Source organism: Cryobacterium sp. TMT2-17-1 (genome assembly GCF_004402765.1).
GTDB lineage: Bacteria > Actinomycetota > Actinomycetes > Actinomycetales > Microbacteriaceae > Cryobacterium > Cryobacterium sandaracinum.
The window spans coordinates 67,241-88,682 of sequence record NZ_SOGC01000027.1; the positions used below are offsets into that span (position 1 = coordinate 67,241).

At 67.6% G+C, this 21,442-nt stretch carries 21 protein-coding genes; 13 read left to right on the top strand and 8 right to left on the bottom strand.

Translation table 11 applies throughout. The annotated features are described in order from the left end of the window. The first annotated feature begins 58 nt into the window (after nt 1-58). Entirely contained in the window at nt 59-934 is an 876-nt protein-coding gene (locus tag E3O47_RS06450) for a carbon-nitrogen hydrolase family protein (protein WP_104100232.1), read from the top strand. A gap of 13 nt (nt 935-947) precedes the next feature. On the opposite strand, the gene E3O47_RS06455 is transcribed toward E3O47_RS06450, so the two are convergent. Both E3O47_RS06455 and E3O47_RS06460 read right to left on the bottom strand, forming a co-directional pair. Further along, nucleotides 948-1,352: an ATP-dependent DNA ligase gene (locus E3O47_RS06455; protein WP_233191304.1), complete on the bottom strand. Its 405-nt coding sequence runs from the start codon at nt 1,350-1,352 to the stop codon at nt 948-950. A 147-nt stretch (nt 1,353-1,499) separates the two neighbouring features. Beyond that, complete coding sequence (locus tag E3O47_RS06460; RefSeq protein ID WP_166785342.1) at nt 1,500-2,546, bottom strand: alpha/beta hydrolase; 1,047 nt, start codon at nt 2,544-2,546, stop codon at nt 1,500-1,502. Between the two features lie 163 nt (nt 2,547-2,709). Between E3O47_RS06460 and E3O47_RS06465 the strand changes: the two genes are divergently transcribed. Further along, entirely contained in the window at nt 2,710-3,783 is a 1,074-nt protein-coding gene (locus E3O47_RS06465; RefSeq protein WP_134419888.1) for an alkene reductase, read from the top strand. 40 nt (nt 3,784-3,823) lie between these two features. Here E3O47_RS06465 and E3O47_RS06470 read toward each other — a convergent pair whose 3' ends face one another. After that, nucleotides 3,824-5,023, bottom strand: coding sequence for an aminotransferase class I/II-fold pyridoxal phosphate-dependent enzyme (locus E3O47_RS06470; RefSeq protein ID WP_134419890.1), 1,200 nt, complete (start codon nt 5,021-5,023; stop codon nt 3,824-3,826). A 78-nt stretch (nt 5,024-5,101) separates the two neighbouring features. On the opposite strand from E3O47_RS06470, the gene E3O47_RS06475 reads away from it, so the two are divergent. From E3O47_RS06475 to E3O47_RS06505, 7 genes are all read left to right on the top strand, one after another. Continuing rightward, entirely contained in the window at nt 5,102-5,689 is a 588-nt protein-coding gene (locus E3O47_RS06475; protein WP_134419892.1) for a hypothetical protein, read from the top strand. Continuing rightward, entirely contained in the window at nt 5,689-6,549 is an 861-nt protein-coding gene (locus E3O47_RS06480) for a hypothetical protein (protein ID WP_134419894.1), read from the top strand. The genes E3O47_RS06475 and E3O47_RS06480 overlap by 1 nt, the downstream gene beginning before the upstream one ends. Nucleotides 6,550-6,668: 119 nt before the next feature. After that, entirely contained in the window at nt 6,669-8,249 is a 1,581-nt protein-coding gene (locus E3O47_RS06485) for a trypsin-like peptidase domain-containing protein (RefSeq protein ID WP_134342954.1), read from the top strand. A 134-nt stretch (nt 8,250-8,383) separates the two neighbouring features. Continuing rightward, nucleotides 8,384-9,445, top strand: coding sequence for a glycosyltransferase family 2 protein (locus E3O47_RS06490; RefSeq protein ID WP_233193942.1), 1,062 nt, complete (start codon nt 8,384-8,386; stop codon nt 9,443-9,445). Next, nucleotides 9,442-10,254 carry a CDP-alcohol phosphatidyltransferase family protein gene (locus E3O47_RS06495; protein ID WP_134371737.1) on the top strand — a complete coding sequence of 271 codons (813 nt, stop codon included), beginning with the start codon at nt 9,442-9,444 and terminating at the stop codon, nt 10,252-10,254. Before E3O47_RS06490 ends, E3O47_RS06495 begins: the two co-directional genes overlap by 4 nt. After that, complete coding sequence (locus E3O47_RS06500; protein WP_104100224.1) at nt 10,241-11,140, top strand: glycosyltransferase; 900 nt, start codon at nt 10,241-10,243, stop codon at nt 11,138-11,140. The genes E3O47_RS06495 and E3O47_RS06500 overlap by 14 nt, the downstream gene beginning before the upstream one ends. Before the next feature lie 73 nt (nt 11,141-11,213). Beyond that, nucleotides 11,214-12,515 (top strand): hypothetical protein, encoded by a 1,302-nt coding sequence (locus E3O47_RS06505; protein ID WP_134419896.1) that lies wholly within the window; start codon nt 11,214-11,216, stop codon nt 12,513-12,515. Here the strand turns inward: E3O47_RS06505 and E3O47_RS06510 are convergent. Beyond that, nucleotides 12,512-13,399 carry a hypothetical protein gene (locus tag E3O47_RS06510; RefSeq protein WP_233191299.1) on the bottom strand — a complete coding sequence of 296 codons (888 nt, stop codon included), beginning with the start codon at nt 13,397-13,399 and terminating at the stop codon, nt 12,512-12,514. The two genes, E3O47_RS06505 and E3O47_RS06510, sit on opposite strands and share 4 nt — an antisense overlap. Nucleotides 13,400-13,489: 90 nt before the next feature. On the opposite strand from E3O47_RS06510, the gene E3O47_RS06515 reads away from it, so the two are divergent. After that, nucleotides 13,490-13,783 carry a helix-turn-helix transcriptional regulator gene (locus tag E3O47_RS06515; protein WP_104100222.1) on the top strand — a complete coding sequence of 98 codons (294 nt, stop codon included), beginning with the start codon at nt 13,490-13,492 and terminating at the stop codon, nt 13,781-13,783. Here the strand turns inward: E3O47_RS06515 and E3O47_RS06520 are convergent. From E3O47_RS06520 to E3O47_RS06530, 3 genes are read right to left on the bottom strand one after another with little or no spacing between them, the layout of a single operon-like run. Beyond that, entirely contained in the window at nt 13,780-14,526 is a 747-nt protein-coding gene (locus E3O47_RS06520; RefSeq protein ID WP_104100221.1) for an ABC transporter ATP-binding protein, read from the bottom strand. The genes E3O47_RS06515 and E3O47_RS06520 overlap by 4 nt on opposite strands. Continuing rightward, the gene (locus tag E3O47_RS06525; RefSeq protein ID WP_233191298.1) at nt 14,526-15,326 is read right to left on the bottom strand and encodes an ABC transporter permease; all 801 of its coding nucleotides are present in this window, start codon (nt 15,324-15,326) and stop codon (nt 14,526-14,528) included. The genes E3O47_RS06520 and E3O47_RS06525 overlap by 1 nt, the downstream gene beginning before the upstream one ends. 46 nt (nt 15,327-15,372) lie before the next feature. Further along, complete coding sequence (locus E3O47_RS06530) at nt 15,373-16,065, bottom strand: phosphocholine cytidylyltransferase family protein (protein ID WP_104100219.1); 693 nt, start codon at nt 16,063-16,065, stop codon at nt 15,373-15,375. A gap of 804 nt (nt 16,066-16,869) precedes the next feature. Between E3O47_RS06530 and E3O47_RS16485 the strand changes: the two genes are divergently transcribed. The 3 genes from E3O47_RS16485 to E3O47_RS06545 all read left to right on the top strand — a co-directional run bounded on the left by E3O47_RS16485 (nt 16,870) and on the right by E3O47_RS06545 (nt 20,063). Beyond that, nucleotides 16,870-18,045, top strand: coding sequence for an ABC transporter ATP-binding protein (locus E3O47_RS16485; RefSeq protein ID WP_241986106.1), 1,176 nt, complete (start codon nt 16,870-16,872; stop codon nt 18,043-18,045). Then, on the top strand, nt 18,021-19,595 hold the full coding sequence (locus E3O47_RS06540; protein WP_241980521.1) for a PAM68 family protein: 1,575 nt from the start codon (nt 18,021-18,023) through the stop codon (nt 19,593-19,595). The genes E3O47_RS16485 and E3O47_RS06540 overlap by 25 nt, the downstream gene beginning before the upstream one ends. Before the next feature lie 177 nt (nt 19,596-19,772). Continuing rightward, a complete protein-coding gene (locus tag E3O47_RS06545; protein WP_104100218.1) occupies nt 19,773-20,063 on the top strand; it encodes a DUF3039 domain-containing protein in 291 nt (96 codons plus the stop codon). 15 nt (nt 20,064-20,078) lie between these two features. Here the strand turns inward: E3O47_RS06545 and E3O47_RS06550 are convergent, their stop codons facing one another. Beyond that, a complete protein-coding gene (locus E3O47_RS06550) occupies nt 20,079-21,401 on the bottom strand; it encodes a nicotinate phosphoribosyltransferase (protein ID WP_134419898.1) in 1,323 nt (440 codons plus the stop codon). Between the last annotated feature and the right edge of the window lie 41 nt (nt 21,402-21,442).

Consider the following 21,442-nt stretch of genomic DNA (forward strand, 5'->3'; position numbering starts at 1 on the left):
CGAGGGCTACGGATGCCGCGACCCCGGCCGACGCGTTGCCGGCGGCTAGGCTGACGCCATGATCGATCCCCTCGAGACGCGCGATCCTGCTCCCGCTGCAGCTGCAGCTGCCGGCGCTGGCTCCTGCCCTGTGGCTGCCCTGGGGGTTGCGGTGGCCCAGTTCGCCCCCGGCCGCGAGCCGGCCGTGAATCTCGCCGCCATGCGTGCCCTCGCCGAGACGGCCGTCGGCCGCGGAGCCCGGCTGGTCGTCTTCCCCGAGTACTCCTCTTTCTTCGAACCGGTCCTGGGGCCCTCTTTCGCCGCCGCGGCCGAACCTGTGGACGGCCCCTTCGTGGCCGCCCTCGCCGCGCTCGCGGTAGAACTCGGCGTGCATGTCGTGGCCGGCATGCTGGAGGCCACGGATGACCCGAGCCGCTTCTTCAACACCCTCGTCGCGGTGGATCCGGCCGGCGAACTCGTCGCGAAGTACCGCAAGCTGCACCTCTACGACGCTTTCGGCGACCGTGAATCGGACTGGGTGCGGCCTGGCGCCGTGGAGGAACCCGAGACGTTCGAGGTGGCGGGACTGCGGGTGGGACTGCAGACCTGCTACGACATCCGTTTCCCGGAGGTGACGCGCCGCCTGGTCGACGCGGGGGCCGAACTGGTGCTGGTGCCCGCCGAGTGGGTGCGGGGACCGTTGAAGGAACAGCACTGGCGCACGCTGCTGACAGCGCGCGCCCTGGAGAACACGGTCTACGTGGCGGCCGCCGACCACGCCCCGCCAGTGGGCGTCGGCAACAGCATGGTGGTCGACCCGATGGGCGTGGAACTGGTCACCATCGGCGAGACAACGGATGTCGCCGTCGCCTGGGTGCTGTCGGAGCGCCTCACAGCCGTGCGCGCCCGCAATCCATCGCTGGCCCTGCGTCGCTTCGCGGTCGTGCCCCGCTGAGCGTGCAGCCAGCTCAGAGTTCGGTGGCGATGGTGTCCTGCGAGGCGGGCGCCGCGCGCACCGTGAACTTCTGATCCGGGCGATGACCGCGGTCGGTGCGCTCCGGATGTTCGGGTTCACCCATCGCCCGCTCCTCGCCGGTGGCCACCAGACCCTGGGAACTGTTAGCGGAACGGGTGAGCTGGGCGAGCCATAGCGGGTTGATGCTCGGCGGCTGACCGCCGGAGAACTTGAAATACAGGGGAATGGCCGGGTGCAGCCACGCGGAACTGCGACCGTTTCCGGCTTCGGCGGCGTTTCGCCAGGAGAGCAGGAAGCTTTCGCCCCGGCGGAGTTTCTGTACGATCACGATCTGGAGATGCGCCAATATCCGGTCGTCGAATTCGACCGTGACCCTGTCATACGTCAACGAACCCATGGGGAGCCGCTTTCAATCGGTGGGGCTGTTCAGAGGCCGGCCGCACAGGGTGACCAGATCTCAGGACTGCTCCTCAGTTTGGTCGCTATGAACTCGCTTGACAAGGGAAACAGCCGTGCCGCGGGATCGTCCAGGACACAGCGACTACTACTGCGGGAACACGCCTGACCGGGGCAGGCATCCGTTCGGCAACAGGTGAAGCAGCGTCTCATACGGTTTCTCCACGTGCGCGAAATGCCCGGTGCCCGGCACCGTGACCAGATCGAAGCCGCGGATGACCGCGCGGAGCCTGGCCGCATCCGTCGCCGCCACGAAAATGTCGGCGTCACCCTGGGTTGCGTGCACGGCGCACTCGATCCGGGCCCAGCGGTTGGCGTCGTAGGTTCCGGCGAGGTCGGATGCCACGGCGAACGCCTGCGGGCGCAGCTCGGTCGCAAGGGCCCCGATGACGCTCTCGTGCAGCAGCTCCGGTCGGCGGAACAACGGCGCCGCCAGCGTGCGCAGCAGCCCGGTGCGGTGGAGCAGGCGGATCAGACCGTGGCCGGCGCGCCCGGCCCGGGCGACGGCCCGCAGTACCGGCAGCAGGGCGCTGTACCCCGGCAGCGCGGCGAACCGGGCGACCGGGTGCCGCACGGTGTCGATCACCGAGAACGTCGTGGCCGAGACGAGGCCGACGAACGCGGTCGACCGGGTCTCGCTTGCGGCAAGTTCGAGTGCCACGAAGCCGCCGAGGGAGTGGCCGATCACGGTCCAGGAGCGGTAGCCGAGCGCCCAGGCGATCTCGGCCACCACCGCAGCGGTTGCCTCGATGGAACGAGAGGGTCCCGCCGCCGGAAGCGGCGAGTCCCCCCAGCCGGGCAGGTCGGGGATGATCAGGTCGGTCAGGCCGAGACCGGAGGCTTCGGCCGCGGCCAGCAGCGGCGTCCAGGTCGTCCAGGATCCCGCGGCGCCGTGCAGCAGGATGGTCGCGGTTTCGCTCCCGGTACGGCGGCCGTGCCGCACCGAAACCGTTGCCTGGCGCAGCCGCATGGAGCTCGTGGTCAGTCCGAAGGCCCGGGCGTCGGACGACAGAGGGAACGGGCAGTATCCGGTGCGGTCCGGGTCCTCCCGGGTCGGTGCATCCGGGGTCGGTGCATCCGGGGTCGGGAAGCTCCGTGGCGACGTCGTCGGCCGGGTCTCGGCGATGGTGCTCATAATGCTGGTTCGGTGCGTCGGCTCCTGTGGATTGCCCGACCGTGACGGGTGAGGGGAATGCGCGGGAGAGCAGGGCCGTTGGCCCCAGGGGGAAGCTGCTTCCCCTGTCCGAGACGGCGCACGCTCCGTCCGGCGACACCCTGACCCACAGAAAGAGCTATTCGTGAATCTTTTCTCCCCGTTGTCCCTCGGTGACCTGGAACTGCCCAACCGGCTCGTCATGGCGCCGCTGACCCGGGTTCGGTCCGGAATCGAGGGCGTTCCCGGCCCCCTCGTCGTCGAGCATTATAAGCAGCGTGCTTCGCTCGGCTTGATCGTGACCGAGGGCACCTACCCCAGCCACGCCGGTCAGGGCTTTCCCGGCCAGCCGGGGCTGGTCACCCCCGAGCAGATCGCCGGCTGGACCAACGTCGCCGACGCCGTGCACTCCGCCGGCGGGCGCCTGGTCGCCCAGGTAATGCACGCGGGCCGCGTCACCCACGAGGGCACCAACGGCGGCCGCGAGGTCGTGGCTCCCAGCGCCATCGCCATCCAGGGCGATACCCGCACCTACGCGGGAAAGGCTGCCTACCCGGTACCGCACGCCCTCACACTCGACGAACTCCCCGGCGTGATCGCGGACTTCGTGCAGGCCTCCCGTAACGCCATCGCCGCGGGACTCGACGGCGTCGAGATTCACTCCGCGAACGGTTACCTCCTGCACGAGTTCCTCTCGCCGGCCTCCAACCAGCGCGACGACATCTACGGCGGCTCCCCGCAGAACCGGGCCCGTTTCGTCGTCGAGGTCGTCACCGCGGTGGCCGAGGCGATCGGCGCCGGCCGCGTCGGCATCCGGGTCTCGCCGGAGCACAACATCCAGGATGCCCTCGAAACAGATGCCGCCGACCTTATGGCCACCTATGGCGCGCTCGCCGACGCACTCGCTCCGCTGGGCCTTGCGTACCTGAGCATCCTGCACCGCGAGCCGGCCGGCGAACTGGTGCAGCAGCTGCGTGCCCGTTTCGCTGGGCCGCTCCTGGTGAACAGTGGCTTCGGCGAGGTCACCGACCGGGACGAGGCGATGGCCATCATCGCCGACGAACTGGCGGATGCGGTCGTCGTGGGCCGTGCCGTGATCGCCAACCCCGACCTCGTGTCGCGCTGGCTCAAGGACCTGCCGCTGAACACTCCCGACCCTCTTACCTTCTACGGTGCCGGAGCCGAGGGCTACACGGACTACCCGGCACTGGCGCACTAGAACCCCTGTCGGCACCTCCAAAGCGGCGGCTGCCGGGCTGCTAACGGGCGATGATGCCGGCCAGCTGGGCGGCGGCGCGCTCAAGCACGTCCACCTTTTTACAGTAGGCGAATCGCACCAGCGAGGCATACTCGGACCGGTGCCGGGCGGAGCAGAACGCGCCGATCGGAACCGCGACCACCCCGGCGAGATCGGGCAGCACCCGGCAAAACTCGGCGCCGTCAGGGTAGCCGAGCGGCGCGGCATCCGCCACGATGAAATACGACCCCTGAGGTCGACTGACCGTGAACCCCGCTTCGATCAGGCCGCTCTCGAGAACATCACGCTTGGCCTGCAGGTCGGCGGCGACACCAGCGTAGAAGGTGTCCGGCAGGTCGAGGCCCCGCGCGATCGCCGGCTGGAACGGCGCGCCGTTCACATAGGTGAGGAACTGCTTCACGGCCAGGATTGCGGTGACAAGAGCGGATGGGGCGGTAAGCCAGCCGATCTTCCAGCCGGTGGTGTTGAATGTCTTCCCACCGGAGGAGATCGTGATGGTGCGCTCGCTCGCGCCCGGAATCGTCGCGACGGGCACGTGGGCGACACCGAAGGTGAGGTGCTCGTAGACCTCGTCGGTCACGATGAGCGCGTCGTGACGGTGTGCGAGGGACACGATGAGTTCCAGGGTCTCGCGCGGCAGCACGGCCCCAGTGGGGTTGTGCGGATTGTTCACGATAATCAGTCGGGTGCGGTCCGTGATGGCGGCGCGCAGTTCGTCGGGGTCCGGCTGGAAATCGGGCGCCCGCAGGCGCACCGTGCGATGGATGCCCCCGCCCAGCGCGATCAGGCCCCCGTAGGCGTCGTAGAACGGCTCCAGCGTGACAACCTCGTCGCCGGGGTCGAGCAGTGCGAGAACGGTTGCCGCCAGCGCCTCGGTGGCACCCGCCGTCACCAGGACCTCGGTATCCGGATCGACGGACAGGCCGTAGAACCGGTGCTGATGCCGAGCGATGGCGCCTCGCAGCACGCGCAAGCCGCGCCCCGGCGGGTACTGGTTCGCACCGTCGGAGATCGCCTGGCGTGCGGCTTCGAGAACCTCGGCAGGGCCGTCCTCGTCGGGGAATCCCTGGCCGAGGTTGATGGCGCCGGTGCGCAGGGCGAGGGCACTCATCTCCGCGAAAATGCTCGCGGCGACGGTGCCGTCCGCGGCGAGCAGGCCGGCCCCACGGGCCGCGCGTCGCCAGGCCCCGGAGATTGTCATGATGTCACCTGCATGGCTCCAAACTACGACATGTGGAAAGTTCGAGCGGGGCTGCGCCGGATGCCCTAGGTTGGCCGCATGCGGACCGTGCAGCGCGACCTCCTCGTTCTGGGCCCGCTGCTGCTGCTCGGCACACTCGCGCTGACCGGTTGCACGCCCGAACCGGTGCCCCAAGCGCCCCAGGCGTCCGAGACGACCGCGCCGACGGATGCCCCCGTCTTCGCGTCCGATGAGGAAGCTCTGGCTGCGGCCACCGAAGCCTATGCGGCGTATCTGGCAATGTCAGACCAGATCCTCGCGGAGGGTGGGGAAAACCCAGACCGAATTCGTGCGTTTTCCACTGAAACGCTAGCCGAGATAGAGATGGAAGGTTACGCCCAGGTCCGGTCCAACAAACTCAGAAGCGTCGGCGAAAGTCGGTTTTCGGACTTAATCCTTCAGGATTTGAGCCTAACTGAAAAAGCCGGCCGAGGGATAGTTACCACCTACTTGTGCTCGGACATCTCGGAAGTGGACGTGGTGAACGTGAATGGTGACTCCGTCGTGAAGGATGCGAGACCAGATTTCACTCCCTTCATCGTGTCGTTTGATCTCGTCTCGCGAGAGCCGGTCAAGCTCCTTGTGTCGAGCGCTGATGTCTGGGACGGGGCCGGAATATGCAAGTAATGCGGACGAACGTCGCCATCATGATTTGCTTCCTGACCGCCGTGATAGTCCTCACGATCCCCGAACCGACTCTTGCCGCCGATGGTTCCTGCAGTCGTGCTGACCTTCAGATTGGGGGCTGCCCGGAGGCTAACGGTGCCATCAACAACGGCGGGGTGGACCTTTCTGCGGGGTACGAGACCGGCGGGGGACAGGGGGCCGGGAACGAAGCCGGTGGCGGAGCGGGATCCGGGGCGGGCGGGTCCGGTTCCGGCAGCGGCAGCGGCAACGCCGGTGGCGGCCAAGTCGGTGCAGCACCCGTCGTCGATCCGCTGGCGTTCGTGCGCGACGACTTCACGGTCAACTGCATTCCGGGGTCGCCGTGCGACCCGAACCTCGTGGTGAGGGTTAGTGATCTGGTCAACTTCCAGCCCGCGGCGCCGTCCCAGACGATGGAACCGCGCGGCTGGAGCGTGGCGGGTTTGCCCGCGAACTTCATCGCGTCGGCATCCGAGCACTCCCGTACCGGCGCCTTGCTGGGATATCCGGCGGAGGTTCATTTCACCCCGGTCGGCTACCGCTGGTCCTACGGCGACGGTGCCCAGGCAAGCACGAACTCGGGCGGCGCGACCTGGGCGGCACTGGGCCTCCCGGAATTCTCCGACACCGCCACCAGCCACGCGTTCGCCAGTCCGGGAAGCTATGCCGTGGTCGTCGCGGTGGTGTACTCGGCCGAGTATCGCTTCGCGGGCCTTGCCTGGCGGCCGGTGCAGGGTACGCTATCGACCTCGGCCAGCCCGCTCGGCGTGATCGTGGGGAATGCCCAGACGGTGCTCGTCAACCGCGAGTGCACGACAAACCCGGCTGGTCCGGGTTGCTAACTGTGTTGATCGACCCGGCACCGCGCAAGTCACGGCGTCGTCATTGAATGCTCCCAGGCTGCACAGATCATTCGTTCAGGTTCAGGAGTCAAGGTGGAAATGCTTGGAAGGAGCACACCATGACCGACAATCCGCAGGCACCCGGCACCACTCCCGATCCCGACGACGCAGTCCCATTCGAAGTCAATGCGGCCGGCGAGGCTTCCGCCACGGCCCAGCCCTCTGCGGATCACTCCTCCGGCGGCACCCCCGGCGACGAGAAGCCGACCGAGGTCATCCCCGACACAGTTTCCGCCTCTGAGCAGTCGCCGGCCCAGCCCGCCGCAGCCCAGCCCACCTCCGCCTCGGCTGCGCCCGCGCGCGCGTACGCCACGGATTCCTTCGGTCGCCCGGTCGCGGAAAGCACCACCTCGAATCCCTACGCGCCGAATACCCAGCCGCAGTCCTACGCCCGTCAGAACGGGTACGCCGCCGACCAGCCCGGCGGCCCGCGCACGCAGCCCCGCCGCTCGGGTAATATCGCCCTGATCGCGGCCCTCGCCATCGGCGCTCTCGTGGGAGGGGCATCCGGCGCCGGCGTCACGGCCTTCGTGGTCACCAACCAGACCGTCGGAATCCCGACCAGCCAGGCCGACGGCCCCAGCACGGTCGTGGTCAACAACACCGACAGCGTCAACCAGATCACGGCGGTCGCCGCCAAGGCCACGCCCAGTGTCGTCACCATCGCCGCCTCCGACGGCAGCTCCGGCGGAACCGGTTCCGGCGTCATCCTGTCCGAAGACGGCTACATTCTCACGAACACGCACGTCGTCACCCTCGACGGCGCCGCCGCCGACGCCAGCATTCAGGTCACCGCCAGTGACGGCAAGCTCTACGCCGCCACCATTGTCGGCACCGACCCGGTTTCCGACCTCGCCGTGATCAAGCTGGACGGTGCGAGCGGCCTGACGCCGATCAAATGGGCCGATTCCGGCAAGCTCAACGTCGGCGACAGCGCCATCGCGATCGGCGCACCGCTCGGCCTCTCCGGCAGCGTCACCGACGGCATCGTCAGTGCACTGAACCGCAGCATCTCCATCGCCTCCTCGGCTGCCCCGTCGACACCCGAGAACTCCGCACCCGACGAAGAGCAGAGCCCGTTCTTTTTCGACCTTCCCGACCAGAACGGCGGCGCGGCCCAGGCTCCCTCCACCGGCAGCATCTCACTCTCGGTCATCCAGACGGATGCCGCGATCAACCCCGGCAACTCCGGCGGAGCCCTGCTCAACGCCAAGGGCGAGCTGATCGGCATCAACGTCGCCATCGCCAGCGCGGGCGGCGACTCGGCGGCCGCCGGCAGCATCGGCGTGGGCTTCTCCATCCCGTCGAACCTGGCCAAGCGTATCTCCGACGAACTGATCGCCACCGGCACGGCCAGCCACGGTCTGCTCGGCGCCAGTGTCACCAGCGCCGCCGGCAGCCCGGAGAGCGCCACCGTCGGCGCCCTGATCAGCGAGGTCTCGGCGGGCGGTGCAGCGGAGAAGGCCGGACTGCGAAAGGGCGACATCGTCACCAACCTTAACGATCTACCCATCACTGACGCGAACGACCTCACCGCCCAGGTGCGCGCTCTCGCGGCCGGCGAGACGGCCGACCTCACCTTTGTGCGCGATGGAAAGTCGGCCACGGTATCCGTCACGGTCGGCGCACTCTCCAGCTGACCACTCGCTCCTTCCAGAGAACAACAGCTGCGCCGCCGGTGATCCACCGGCGGCGCAGCTGTCGTTTGTGGCCCCGATGCAGGCAGGAAACACCCGGCTGGTAGGCTCTTACCTCCCGCCAGAAGAATGGAACTATGACCAGCCAGGATCCCTCTTCCGGAGCCGCATCCCTGCTCGGGGTTTCCTATGTGATGCCGGTGCTGAATGACGTCACTCATGTGCGCGCCGCCGTGACCAGTCTGCTCCGCCAGGATTACTCGGGGCCTTTCGAGGTCACCCTGGCCCTCGGCCCGAGCATCGACGGCACAACCGAACTGGTTGAGGAGATGGCCGCGGTTGATCCGCGCATCCGCATCGTGGCGAACGAGATCGGCTCCACTCCGGCAGGCCTCAACACGGCTATCCGTGCCTCGCAGTACGCGTTCGTCATTCGCGTCGACGCCCATTCGGTGCTGCCGCCGGACTACGCCCGCATCGCCGTGGAGACCCTTGAGCGCACCGGCGCCGACAATGTCGGCGGCGTCATGGACGCCCAGGGGGAAAGCCCGTTCCAGAAAGCCGTCGCGCGCGCTTACGGCACGAAGATCGGCCTCGGCGGCACTCCCCTGCACATCGGCGGCCCGGAGGGCCCCGCGGAAACCGTCTACCTGGGCTGTTTTCGGATGGACAGCATCGTGCGCGTCGGCCTCTTCGACGAGGGCATCAAGCGCGGCCAGGACTGGGAACTCAACCGCCGTCTGCGCGACCAGGGCGGCATCGTCTGGTTCACACCTCGGCTCCGGGTCGTCTATCGGCCCCGGCCGAGTCTGGCCCGGCTGGCCCGGCAGATGGTGTCCACCGGCCTCTGGCGAGGGGAACTCGCCCGCCGATATCCCGAGGACAACGGCATCCGTTACTTCGCCCCGCCCGTCATGGTCCTGGGTGTCACTGTCGGCACTCTGGCCGGGCTGGCCGGCCTGGTTCAGCTCCTCACCGGGGCGAACCCGTGGTTGCTGCTCGGTTTTCTGATTCCCGCCGCCTACCTGGGGCTCGTCGCCGTGGCCACGGCCCTGGTGACCCGGCCGGACGGGTTTCGTGCCGGGCTGTGGTTTCTCGTAGTCTTGCCCTGCATTCACTTCTGCTGGGGGATCGGCTTCCTGCTCGGGTTTCTGAAATTCACCACCAACATCACGGCCCATACCGGAAGGCACCAATGACGTCAGCGAATCCCGCGGCGACTCGACCCTCCTCAATCGCCGAGCTGCGCCACGTGGCCCAGCCGCCGGAAGTTCGGCTGCGGGCGAACGCCGAGCACTGGACGGCGTCGCTCTACCTGCGCGACATCTCCCCGTATCTGACCTGGATACTTCTGAAGACCTCAATCTCGGCGAACGGCGTCACCGGCCTGATGATCCTGGTCGGCTGGTCCACGGCGGCCGCGCTGCTCATTCCCGGCATCTGGGGCGCGATGCTCGCCCTCCTGCTCGGGCAGCTGCAGATGTTGGTCGACTGCTCCGACGGCGAGGTCGCCCGCTGGCGCCGGCAGTCCTCCCCGGCCGGCGTGTTCCTCGACAAGGTTGGGCACTACACGACAGAGGCCCTCATCCCGATCGCGTTCGGGATCCGGTGCGCCTTCTACCCGTTCGAGGCCCCCGCCGACTTCCTGTGGACCACGCTCGCACTGCTGCTCGCCCTCGTCATCGTGCTGAACAAGGCCCTCAACGACATGGTGCACGTGGCCCGCGCGAACGCCGGCCTGACCAAACTCGCCGATCGCAAGCACGAGCAGACCCCGACGTCGAGCTTCATCGCCCGCGCCCGCCGCCTGGCCCGGTTCCTCCCGTTCCACCGGCTGTACCACTCGGTCGAACTGACCATGCTGATCTTCGTCGCCGCGGTCGTCGGCAGCTTCCTCGGCGAGCCGGCGGTCGACCGGTTCGTGCTGATCGTGCTCGTCCCGCTGGCCTTCCTCTCACTGGTGGGCCACTTCGTGGCCATCATGGCGTCTAAGCGTGTCCGGTCCTAGCGCTTCACCGGTCGGGCCCGCCCTGCCGACAGTGGGGGTCGTGCTGCTCACCCAGGGCACCCGTCCCGACGACCTTGCCCGCGGCATCCGCAGTCTGCTGGCCCAGCAGGGAGTTCTCCTGGACATCGTGTGCGTGGGCAATGGCTGGCAGCCGACCGGGCTGCCGGACCAGGTGAAGACGCTCGGCCTGCCCGAGAACCTGGGCATTCCGGCCGGCCGCAACCGCGGGGTCTCCCGCGTCGCGGGCGAGTTTCTCTTCTTCCTCGACGACGACGCCAGCATCCCGGACCCGCACTTTCTGCGAGATGCCATCGGCGTGCTGCGGGCGGATTCGACCATCGGCCTCCTGCAGCCCCGAGTGGTCGACCCGGCCGGGATCGTGTCGCCGAGACGCTGGATTCCGCGCATCCGCAAGGGCGAAGCCACCCACTCCAGCAACGTCTTCTCGGTCTGGGAGGGTGCCGTACTGCTACCCCGGGCCGCCTTCGACGCCACCGGGGGCTGGGCCGAGCCGTTCTTCTACGCCCATGAGGGCATCGAGCTGGCCTGGCGTGTCTGGGACCTGGGCCTGCGCGCCTGGTACGCCGGCGAGCTGGAAGCGAATCATCCCGTGATCGCGCCCACCCGGCACGCCGACTACTACCGATTGAACGCCCGCAACCGGGTCTGGCTGGCCCGCCGTAACCTTCCGGTCCTGCTCGTGCCCGTCTACGCCGGGTCCTGGCTTCTGATCCAGGTACTGCGCTGGGCTCGAAATCCGGGCGCGCTGCGCGCCTGGCTCACCGGTTTCCGCGAGGGGTGGACCACCGACCCGGGGGAGCGGCGTCCCCTCAGGGCGCGCACGGTGTGGCGGATGACGCTGGCCGGACGGCCGCCCATCGTCTAACGATTCCGTCGTCACGTCCCCTTCGGGGGGCCAGAGGCGCTCGGTCGAGTGGCATCGTCGGTACTCTTGACGGGTGGGTATTCAACGAGACGTCAGGCTTGGGCTCAAGCTGGTCAGGGACGTCACGGCGTCCCGCAAGGCACAGCGGCTGCTGAACGGGCGGCTGTCCACGCGTGAGCCGCTGCCCCGGAATCACTTCAAGATCGCGGTCTACTTCGCCGACGGCGACGTCAATCTGTACCAGATGCGGCAGTGGTACAAGCCGCTCGCGAAGCTCGCCGAGACCTGGCCCGTCCTGGTGCTGAGCCGCAATGGGGCAGGTGCCCTGCCGCTGATCGATGAGTCCCCGCTCCCGGTTGCCTACGTTCGCCGGGTCGTCGACCTCGAGCAGGTGCTGGCCCAGCAGGACATCCGGATCGTGTTCTACGTGAACCAGAACACCCGCAACTTCCAAATGATGCGCTACGGGGGCCGCTGGCACGTTTTCATCAACCACGGTGAGAGCGACAAAATGTACATGGTCACGAACCAGATCAAGGCCTACGACTACGCCTTCGTCGCCGGCGATGCCGCGATCGCCCGTCTCGACAAGGTGCTTTGGGACTACGACTTCGACAAGCGCGCCCTGAAGATCGGCCGCCCCCAGGCCGACTTCTACTCCGGCGCGACGCCGTTCGCCCCGGACGAGCGCCAGGTCATCCTCTACGCTCCGACCTGGGAAGGCGACCGGCCAGCCGCCGCCTACGGCTCGATCGCGTCCCACGGCGTTGCCCTGGTGACGTCACTGCTGGCCTCGGGCCGGCACCGCGTGATCTACCGCCCGCACCCCCGCAGCGGCGTGGTGAGCAGCGAGTACGGCGCGGCGAACAAGACCATCATCGCGGCCATCGCGACGGCGAATGCGCGCGATGCCTCGGCCCGGCACATCTACGACGCGAGCCCCGACCTGGGCTGGCAGTTGTCGGCAGCGGATGTCGCCATCGTCGACATCTCGGCGATGGTCTACGACCGTCTGGCCTCAGGCAAGGCCCTGATGGTGACCCGCCCGGTCGACCCGGCCGCTCAGATCGACTCAGGAGGCTATCTCTCCGACTGCGAGTGGCTGAACGTCGACGATGCGGGAAGTATCCTCGGCGTGCTCGACGATCTCACCCATGACAGCGAGGCCCATGACCGGCTCAAGATCTGGGTCGAGCGTTACTTCGGCGACACCGGTCCCGGAGTCGCCACGGAGCGTTTCCACGCCGCTGTGGCGCACCTGATGGACGAGTGGGAGCGCTTCGACACATCCCACCCGCAGGCCGTGAGCCTGGAAGTGGTCGAACCAGCCATCGACGCTCCGACGGACGAGGTCAGCGACGTCGAGAAGCTCTAGTCTGCACGGGGCGGTGTCGGCGTTGTCGGGTGCGGTGCTCCGGGCATCCGTCGCCGGGGGGACAGCCGGCCGGACAGGCCGGTCAGGGACAGCCGGGTGATCCCCGGGATGCGGCGGGCCGGCGATTCCCGAACGACGATCCGCACCCGGGGGTCCAGTTCCTCGCGGAAACCGACCGGCGGCTGGCCGAACGCGAGCCGCGACGAGTGAACGACCCGCGAGCCCAGGATGTGGTTGCCCGCACCCCCGATGATGGCGCCCACACCGAACGGCAGGGCCTTGCCGATGAAGCTGGCGCCGCCCCTGGCGGCGAACTGCCGGATGAAGCTGCTCTTCAGCCGATCGGTCAGCGGTCCCATGATGGCCCGGGGAATGCTGGTCGTGATGAGTTCGCCCCAGTAAGCGGCGCGCGGGACGCCGGAGCCGGAGACCTGGCCGGCCAGCTGGCGCACCAGGTCTGAGCCTTCGCGGCCTAGCATCATCGTCATCACCAGAGCGCGTGCCCGCTCGGGGTCCTCGACCGTGATGCCGTGCACCTCGCTCACCGACTGCGTGAACAGGGCGGTGGCCTCGAGGAACCCGGCCGTCTCCACGCCGGAGATGGCCAGGGTGACGGCGGTGCCGACCCCCGGGATGACCGCCGTCGCGCCGACCGCGGCACCCCCGGTGGTGACGGCGGCGAGGTAGCGCCGCTCCAGGATCCGGATGATCTCCACGGGCGACGCTTGTGGGGAACGGCGGCGCACGGAACGGATGTGCGCGAGCACGGCAGGACGGTGAATCGCCATCACGCGGTCGAAGCCCGTGACGATCCCGGTGGGGAGCTGGCCGCCTTTCGGCAGGCCACCCGTCTCGGAAATAATCGGCTTGGTTTTTTTGGCCATCAGAGTGCCCTCCGTCAGTGTCCCGATGAGTTTACGTGCCCCGGCTGGGTGCCACTGGCGGAAAACTCGGTGCGCGCCTATACAAGGAGAATGCCTGAGCCGAAGTCAGAAGCATCCCGAATCCTCGGTGTTCGCCTGCGTCGTCGGCGGCGCCAGCTGTCCCTCAATCAGGAGGCCGTCGCCCACCTGGCCGGCCTCAACGTGTCCAACTACGCGCGGATCGACCGGGGACTTGGCAACCCCACTTTCCATACCCTGATCCGGCTTGCCACAGTGCTCGGCATTGAGCCGGGCGATCTGATGACCGGGTTCAATTCCGCTCAACTGCCGCCCTCCCGGGACGGCCTGGAAGATCCGGATGCCGTGATGGCCTCGGCCCGTTAGGCCGGCTTGATCCCGTATTGCGAGTTGTAGAGCGCCAGCACCTCGGTGATGGGGGCATCCAGAACCAGCGCACCCTTGTCAAGGTAGAGGCCTCGGGTGCAGAAGCGCTTGAGGTCCCGCTCGTTGTGGGACACGAAGAACAGAGTTCGCCCACCGGCGAGCAGTTCCTCGATCCGCCGGTAGCACTTCTCCCGGAACGCCTTGTCGCCGACGGCGAGCACCTCGTCCACGAGCAGGATGGGCTCCTCGAGCCGGGAAATCACGGCGAACGCGATGCGCACCTTCATACCACTGGACAGGTGCTTGTAGGGCGTGTCGACGAAGTCGGCGATCTCCGCGAAGGCGATGATCTCGTCGAAGCGCGCCGCGATCTGCTTCTTCGTCATTCCGTGCAGGCCCGCGGTCAGGTAGACGTTCTCGCGCACAGTGAGGTCGTCCACGAAGCCACCCGTGATCTCGATCAGCGGGGCCACACCCTCGGTCACGCGCACCGAGCCCTCGTCGGGCAGCACGACGCCGGTGACCAGCTTCAACAGGGTCGACTTGCCCTGCCCGTTGCGACCGACCACGCCGATCGCCTCGCCGCGCTGCACCGTGAACGCAACGTTCCGCAGCGCCCAGAATTCGTTCGGGCGGATGCGCCGCCTCCGGGCGGCGAACAGGTCCTTGAACGAGCGCCGACCGCGTCGATTGCGGCGGAAACGGATGCCGACACCCGTGAGGGTGATCACCGGTGCCGACACTAGATCTCCTTCAGGACGGCGCGCTCGGTGCGCGTGAAGACAACCAGGCCGGCGACAAGAAAGAGGACCGACATCAGCGCGCTGATCAGCACGAGATTCCAATCGAGCTGCTCGGGGAAGAACGCGGCCCGGTACAGGCTGAACAGGCCGCTGAGCGGATTGAAGCCGGCCCAGAACTGCAGTTCCGTGGGCAGGTCCGCGGTGCCATAGATGATCGGCGATGCGTAGAACAGGAAGCGGAGGATGAGCTTCACGGCCCGCTCAAGGTCGCGGAAGAAGACCACGAGGGGAGCGACGATCAGCCCGATCCCTGCGGTCAGGATCGTCTGAAGCAGGATCGCGAGGGCGAAGAGGGCCGCACCCGCGCTGAGTTCAGCCCCGGAGATGAGTGCGAACAGCAGAAGCACCGGGATGGACGCCACAAACTCGATGCCCTTGGACAGCACGAGCCGGTTCACCCAGATCGTGCGGGGTATTCGGGTGGACCGAATCAGCTTCGCTTCGCGCAGGAACGCGCGTGTGCAGTCGGACACGGTGCCGTTGAACCACATCCACGGCAGCAGCGCCGACAGCAGGAAGACGATATACGGTTCGTTGCCCACCGTGCGCTGGAAAACCTGGGTGAAGACGAACCAGTAGATACCGGCCATGACCAGAGGGTCGAGAATCGACCAGAAGTAACCGAGCAGCGACGTCGAGTAGCGCACCCGCAGATCCCGCTGCGTGAGCAACCAGAGGGAATGACGGTACCTGGCGAAAGACGTGCGCTGCTCAGGGCGCACTTCCGCATATCTACTCACGCGCTCTATCGTAGGGGCGCGGCGCGCGCCCCCGCGAAAGGCGCCGCTAGACGAAGAGGTTCGCCCGTTCGAGATCCTCGGCGAAGTCGACCTCGACCGCGTAGAAATCGGAGATGTCGAGAGGCTCGACCAACAGGTTGTTCTTCTCGATCGCGAGTTCGATGCCGCGCTCGAAGTAGTCCTGGTCGGCGACCTTCGTCAGGTGGTGGACCAGTACAGCCTTGTACGCGCTGGAAATGTAGTTGATGCCCACTGCCTCGCCCAACCCGCCCTTGACAGTCTTGGAGAGTTCTTTGATGTAGCCCTCGGCGCTGGTCGTGTACTTGACCTCCTCGTCGGACACCTTGGAGGTGTTGACGGTGACGAAGGACTGGTCGCGAGCGACCATCGCGGCAGCGCGGTCGAGAATGGCCGGGTCGAAGACGACGTCACCGTTCATCCAGAGCACACCGCCGGTGGTGGACGCCTGGAGAGCGCGCAGAAGGCTCTTCGAGGTGTTGGTCTGGTCATACTCTTCGTTGTAAACGAAGGATGCCTGCGGGAAGGCCTCGATGATGTGCTCGAGCTTGTAACCGACCACGATGGTAACTTTCGCCTTCTTGCCGAAGGCGTGCGCGATGTTGTCGAACTGCTGCTGCATGATTGTTCGACCGTCGTTGAGTTCGGTGAGCGGCTTCGGAAGCGAACGTCCGAGTCTGCTGCCCATACCTGCTGCCAAAATGACTACCTGGGTGGTCACGATTGTCTCCTCAAAAAAGAATTCGAGTGACCGAGACTCCCTCAGATTCAGATCGAGTTTGTCTAGGGTTCACTTGTACGTTCACGTATAGACACACCGTTATGCCAACTCGAGAGTACCCTACGCCCTCGGTTGGGGGGAAGAGCGGACTCCTTTCCGTGTTGCTTTCGTGACCCGGGCGCCCGTGGCTGGGCAGCGCCTGACTGTGTTTCCGGGTGACCCCCGAAGCCTGCGATGTCAGACGGTCCTTGGTAGGTTAGCGAGGTGACTCCAGCGCCCCCGACATCCGAGCCCGACGAGCAGAAGGTGCCCTCTTCTGCGCTAGATTCTGCTGAAACACAGGCCACGACGCCGGCTGTTGTGCGCACCGTCCCGGTGCGCAAGGCCCCTGTCCCCAAGGCGCCGCCGCGCACGAAGGCTACCCCCCGTGTGGCCGCCGGGCGACCGAGTACGGCCCGCGCAAAAGCGGCTGCAGAAGCGAGGGAGGGCACCCCCGGGGCGCCCCTTCCGAAGAAACCCGCGGCCAGGGCCAGCCCAAAGCCCGCACCGAGACCGGGCCCGAAAAGGCCCGTCGCAGCGCCGGAGTCTGACTCTGAAGGCACGTCGCCGACGGCCGACGCCCCGACACTCGCCTCTCCTCCCATCACCGCGGCTCGCACGACGTCGGCTCGCACGACGTCAGTACGGGCCACGGCCGCGCGCACGGCGGCGGCGAAATCTGAGTCCGTCGCGAAAACCGGCGCGGCCCGGTCCAGTGCGGCCAAGGCCAGCGCAGCGCGGGCTGCGGCCATCCGGGCGGCGACCTTGGCTGCGGCCGCGGCCGCGGCCGCCGTCGCCGAACCTGACGCGAGGTCAGTCGAACCTGTCTCTGAGCCTCTCACCACTGACTCTGAGAGTGTCGAACCTGACGCGGAGCCCGCCACGCAGGTTCTGCCGGAGTTCATCCCGTCGCCGGGCGAGGAGGCCGAGCCGGTCCTGGTCACCGCGCTGTCCGTGCCCCAGCCATTCGCTGCCGACGCATCCGCTGCCGACGCATCCGGTGCCGACGCATCCGTGTCGGCAGGCATCGAACTGGTGCCCGTACCGGTGCAGCTGCCTGGGTCCGCCGAAACGGAGCTGCTGCCTGCCGCCGCCCCCGCTGCCGCGGAACCGCCCGTCGTGAAACGGGCCTCCCGCAAGCGCGCCCCGGTGATTGCGCAGACTGCGCTCGATCTCGCCCCGCCGGTTGTGCTCGCGGTCAGCGGTCTGCACAAGAGCTTCGGCCGGACCGTGGCGGTATCGGGCATAGACCTCGAGGTTCGCGCGGGGTCGTTCTTCGGGATCGTCGGGCCCAACGGCGCCGGCAAGACCACGACGCTCTCCATGGTCACCGGGCTGCTCCGGCCGGATGCGGGCACCGTCACGGTGAACGGCATCGACGTCTGGGGGAGCCCGATGGCCGCCAAGCGCATCATCGGCGTTCTGCCTGATCGACTGCGCCTGTTCGACCGCCTGACCGGAGCCCAGCTGCTCTATTATTCCGGGGTGCTCCGGGGTCTCGACGACGTCACCGTGCGGCAGCGCGCGGCCGACCTGGCAACCGCCTTCGGCCTCGAAGACGCGCTTAATCGCCTCGTCGCCGACTACTCGGCCGGCATGACGAAAAAGATCGCACTCGCCTGCGCGATGATCCATTCGCCGCGACTGCTCGTGCTCGATGAGCCGTTCGAGTCCGTCGACCCGGTCTCCGCCGTCAACGTCACGGAGATCCTGCAGAAATACGTCGCCAGCGGTGGAACGGTCGTGCTGTCGAGCCACGGAATGGATCTGATCCAGCGCGTCTGCGATCGTGTCGCCATCATCGTGGAGGGTGCGGTGCTGGCCTCCGGCACCATCGACGAGGTTCGCGGCGAGAAAACGCTCGAGGAACGGTTCATCGAGCTGGCCGGTGGACGCAAGGTGGCGGAGGGCATGGAGTGGTTGCACAGTTTCTCGGACTGAAAGTCCGCCTGCTCGCCAATCTGTTCCGGCGCAGCCCCTGGCAGGTCGCCGGCATCGTGATCGGCCTGCTCTACGGCCTCGCCCTGGCCGTCGGCCTCTTTGTAGTGCTCGTCGGGCTGCGCTTCACGGGAGATCCCGTCGCCATTCGCGACGGCCTGGTCGTCGCTGGATCACTCGTCGTGCTCGGCTTCCTGCTGTTCCCGCTGGTCTTCGGGATCGACGACACCATGGACCCGCGCAAATTCGCGACCATGGGCATCCCTAGCCGGAGGCTTTCGTTCGGTCTGGCGCTGTCCTCTCTGGTCGGGGTGCCCGCGTTCGTGCTCTCGGTCGTGCTGCTCGGCACGGTCGTGACCTGGTCCCGCGGCCTCTTAGTGACGGTGCTCGCCCTCGCCTCCGCCACCCTGCTGCTGGCCACCTGCATGCTCGTGTCCCGGGTGAGCACGTCGCTGGGGGCGTTCCTGCTGGCAACGCGTCGATCCCGGGAATTCACCGGAATCATCGGGGTGCTTCTTCTGGTGATGATCGCCCCCGTCGTGCTTCTGGCGCTCAACTTCGATTGGGGTCGCTACGGCCTCGACCTGATCGGCGGGCTGGCGGGCATCCTCGGCTGGACGCCCCTCGGTGCGGCCTGGGCCGTTCCCGGGGATGCCTCCACCGGGCTCTGGGGTGCGGCCGTGCTCAAGCTCTCGATGGCCGCATCAACGACGTACCTGCTGTGGCTGGCCTGGCAGGGACTGGTGGCACGGATGCTCGTCACGCCCGGCCGCGAGGCTCAGGCCCGCCAGTACGGCGGGCTCGGGTGGTTCGACAGCATGCCGCACACTCCGATGGGTGCGATTGCGGCCCGTAGCCTCACCTACTGGCGCCGCGACTCCCGGTACTGGATGTCGGTGATCGTCATCCCGGTCATTCCACTGATCGTCATCTTGCCGCTGTCGTTCGCGGGGTTGCCGATCTCCTACCTCGCTCTTCTGGCGGTGCCGTTGATGAGTGTGTTCCTGGGCTGGACCCTGCACAACGACGTCGCCCTGGACCACACCGCGGTCTGGCTGCACGTGGCCTCCGGCACCCGCGGATTCGAGGACCGGATGGGCCGGTTGGTTCCCGCACTCTTCGTGGGGATCCCGATGATCGCGGCGGGGTCGGCGATCAGCGTGTCGGTCTACGGCGACTGGGCGGTGATGCCGTCCATCCTGGGGGTGAGCACCAGCATCCTGCTGACCGGGCTCGGGCTCTCGAGTTATTCATCGGCGCGCTTCCCCTATCCGGCGACCAAGCCGGGAGACAGCCCTTTCGCTCAGCCTCAGGCGTCGGACACGGCGGCCGCGCTGATCCAGTCGTTCACCTTTGCGGGGTCGATCCTGCTTTCGCTCCCGGCTCTCGCCTGCGCGCTGCTCGGCGTCTTCGTCGACCCGGTCTGGAACATTCCGGCGCTCGTGCTGGGCGTCGCCAGCGGACTGATCACGCTCGTGGGCGGGGTCTTTCTGGGTTCGCTCGCGTTCGAACGGCGCGGGCCGGAGATGATCGCCTCCGCCGTGCGGGCCTAGGCGTCCTGACGTTCGCGTGGCGCGCGTGCTGCGCCGCTGCGCCGCTGCGCCGCCGGCACGCCACGCGCGGAGGGGCGCAGCTCCCGCGCGACTCGCTCGCGGTATCCTCCGGGCTCCGGCTCGCGGGCAGGATCGGCAGGCCTGCCGGTGTGCCCGCGGGTTGTTTAGACTGAGTGCATGACTGATCACTTTCGCGCGAGCATCGCAGAACCCGGAAACCCCGGCAGCGGCGGCGGCACCTCGACGCTCGACCGTGAGCTCGAGCAACTCCTCAACCAGGAGCACATCGAGCCGGGCGACCACGAGCGTTTTTCGCATTACGTGCCCAAAGACAAGATTCTCGAATCGGCTATTTCCGGCAAGCCGGTGCGCGCCCTCTGCGGCAAGAAGTGGCTGCCCGGACGCGACCCGGAGAAGTTCCCGGTCTGCCCGGCCTGCAAGGCCATCTACGAGAAGATGAAGGCCTGACCTGCCGGTTGAGCGCTACCGGTACAGGGTCGGGATGACGGGGTCGCCGCGCCCGAGGCGGAAGGCCTCGATCGGCAATTCCTGCATGACGGCTGCGTGGTGCGCGCGGGCGCGGGTCGTGCCGGCCGCCCCGAGGTAACTTTCGTCGATCACGCCGTCGGTGATCAGAGGCACCAGCAGCACGCGGTCCCGGCCCGAAGGCTCTGCGGGCGGAGTGGAGTCGGCCGGATCCTCGCCGATCAGGACGACCTCGGCGCGCGCGATCCCGGCGGAGTCGAGCCGGCGCACGGCCCGCTTTCGGCCGCCGACCGAGCTCTTCGCGGGTGAGGTCTTGGCGACGGGCACCCAGTCTCCGGCGTCGTCGCGGTGCGCGACGAGTTTGTAGACCATCCCGGCGGCGGGGGAGCCCGAACCGGTCACCACCGATGTGCCCACGCCGAAGGCGTCCACGGGCGACGCGGACAGGGCGGCGATGGAGAACTCGTCGAGGTCGCTGGTGACGGTGATGTGCGTGTTGACGGCACCGAGCGAGTCCAGTTGGCTGCGGGCCTCCGCCACCCTGGTCGGCAGGTCGCCGGAGTCGATCCGGATCGACCCGAGCGCCGGTCCGGCCACCCTGACGGCCAGTTCGATGCCCGCGGCGACGTCGAAGGTGTCCACGAGCAGAGTGGTGGCCGGTCCGAAGGCCGCGATCTGGGCACGGAAGGCGTCTTCCTCGCTGTCGTGCAGGAGAGTGAAGGAGTGGGCGGCGGTGCCCATGGTGGGCACGCCCCAGCTGCGGCCGGCCTCCAGGTTGCTGGTCGAGGCGAAACCGGCTATGTAGGCGGCCCGGGCGGCGGCGACCCCGGAGTACTCGCCAGTGCGGCGCGAACCCATTTCGGCGAGGGGGCGGCCCAGGCTGACCGAGACCATCCGTGCGGCCGCGCTGGCGACGGAGCTGTCGTAGTTGAGCACGCTGAGAATCAGGGTTTCGAGGATGACGCATTCGGCGAAGGTGCCGTCCACCGTGATCAGGGGCGAGCCCGGGAAGTAGGCCTCGCCTTCCCGGTAGCCCCAGATGGTGCCGCGGAAGGCGTAGTCGGCGAGCCAGGCGATGGTGGACTCGCGCACCACACGGTTGTCTCTCAGCCAGGTGAGTTCGGCATCCGTGAACCGGAAGGCCCGGATGAGATCGAGCAGCCGCCCGGTGCCGGCCACGATGCCGTAGCGGCGGCCGGAGGGGAGGTGCCGGGCGAAGGCCTCGAACTGGCACTCTCGTGCGGCGGTTCCACTTTGGATCGCGGCGTCCACCATGGTGAGTTCGTACCGGTCGGTGCGGAATGCTGAGGTTTCGGTCACCCGGAAAGCTTATCCGCCCGGCCCGATACGTGTTCTTGTCG

What these genes read in the sequence shown, in the direction of transcription:
- E3O47_RS06455 (WP_233191304.1), bottom strand. Translation starts at nt 1,352, where the DNA reads ATGGGTTCGTTGACGTATGACAGGGTCACGGTCGAATTCGACGACCGG.
- E3O47_RS06480 (WP_134419894.1), top strand. Translation starts at nt 5,689, where the DNA reads ATGCGGACGAACGTCGCCATCATGATTTGCTTCCTGACCGCCGTGATA.
- E3O47_RS06510 (WP_233191299.1), bottom strand. Translation starts at nt 13,399, where the DNA reads ATGGCCAAAAAAACCAAGCCGATTATTTCCGAGACGGGTGGCCTGCCG.
- E3O47_RS06485 (WP_134342954.1), top strand. Translation starts at nt 6,669, where the DNA reads ATGACCGACAATCCGCAGGCACCCGGCACCACTCCCGATCCCGACGAC.
- E3O47_RS06515 (WP_104100222.1), top strand. Translation starts at nt 13,490, where the DNA reads ATGCCTGAGCCGAAGTCAGAAGCATCCCGAATCCTCGGTGTTCGCCTG.
- E3O47_RS06460 (WP_166785342.1), bottom strand. Translation starts at nt 2,546, where the DNA reads ATGAGCACCATCGCCGAGACCCGGCCGACGACGTCGCCACGGAGCTTC.
- E3O47_RS06450 (WP_104100232.1), top strand. Translation starts at nt 59, where the DNA reads ATGATCGATCCCCTCGAGACGCGCGATCCTGCTCCCGCTGCAGCTGCA.
- E3O47_RS06495 (WP_134371737.1), top strand. Translation starts at nt 9,442, where the DNA reads ATGACGTCAGCGAATCCCGCGGCGACTCGACCCTCCTCAATCGCCGAG.
- E3O47_RS06545 (WP_104100218.1), top strand. Translation starts at nt 19,773, where the DNA reads ATGACTGATCACTTTCGCGCGAGCATCGCAGAACCCGGAAACCCCGGC.
- E3O47_RS06470 (WP_134419890.1), bottom strand. Translation starts at nt 5,023, where the DNA reads ATGACAATCTCCGGGGCCTGGCGACGCGCGGCCCGTGGGGCCGGCCTG.
- E3O47_RS06475 (WP_134419892.1), top strand. Translation starts at nt 5,102, where the DNA reads ATGCGGACCGTGCAGCGCGACCTCCTCGTTCTGGGCCCGCTGCTGCTG.
- E3O47_RS06490 (WP_233193942.1), top strand. Translation starts at nt 8,384, where the DNA reads ATGACCAGCCAGGATCCCTCTTCCGGAGCCGCATCCCTGCTCGGGGTT.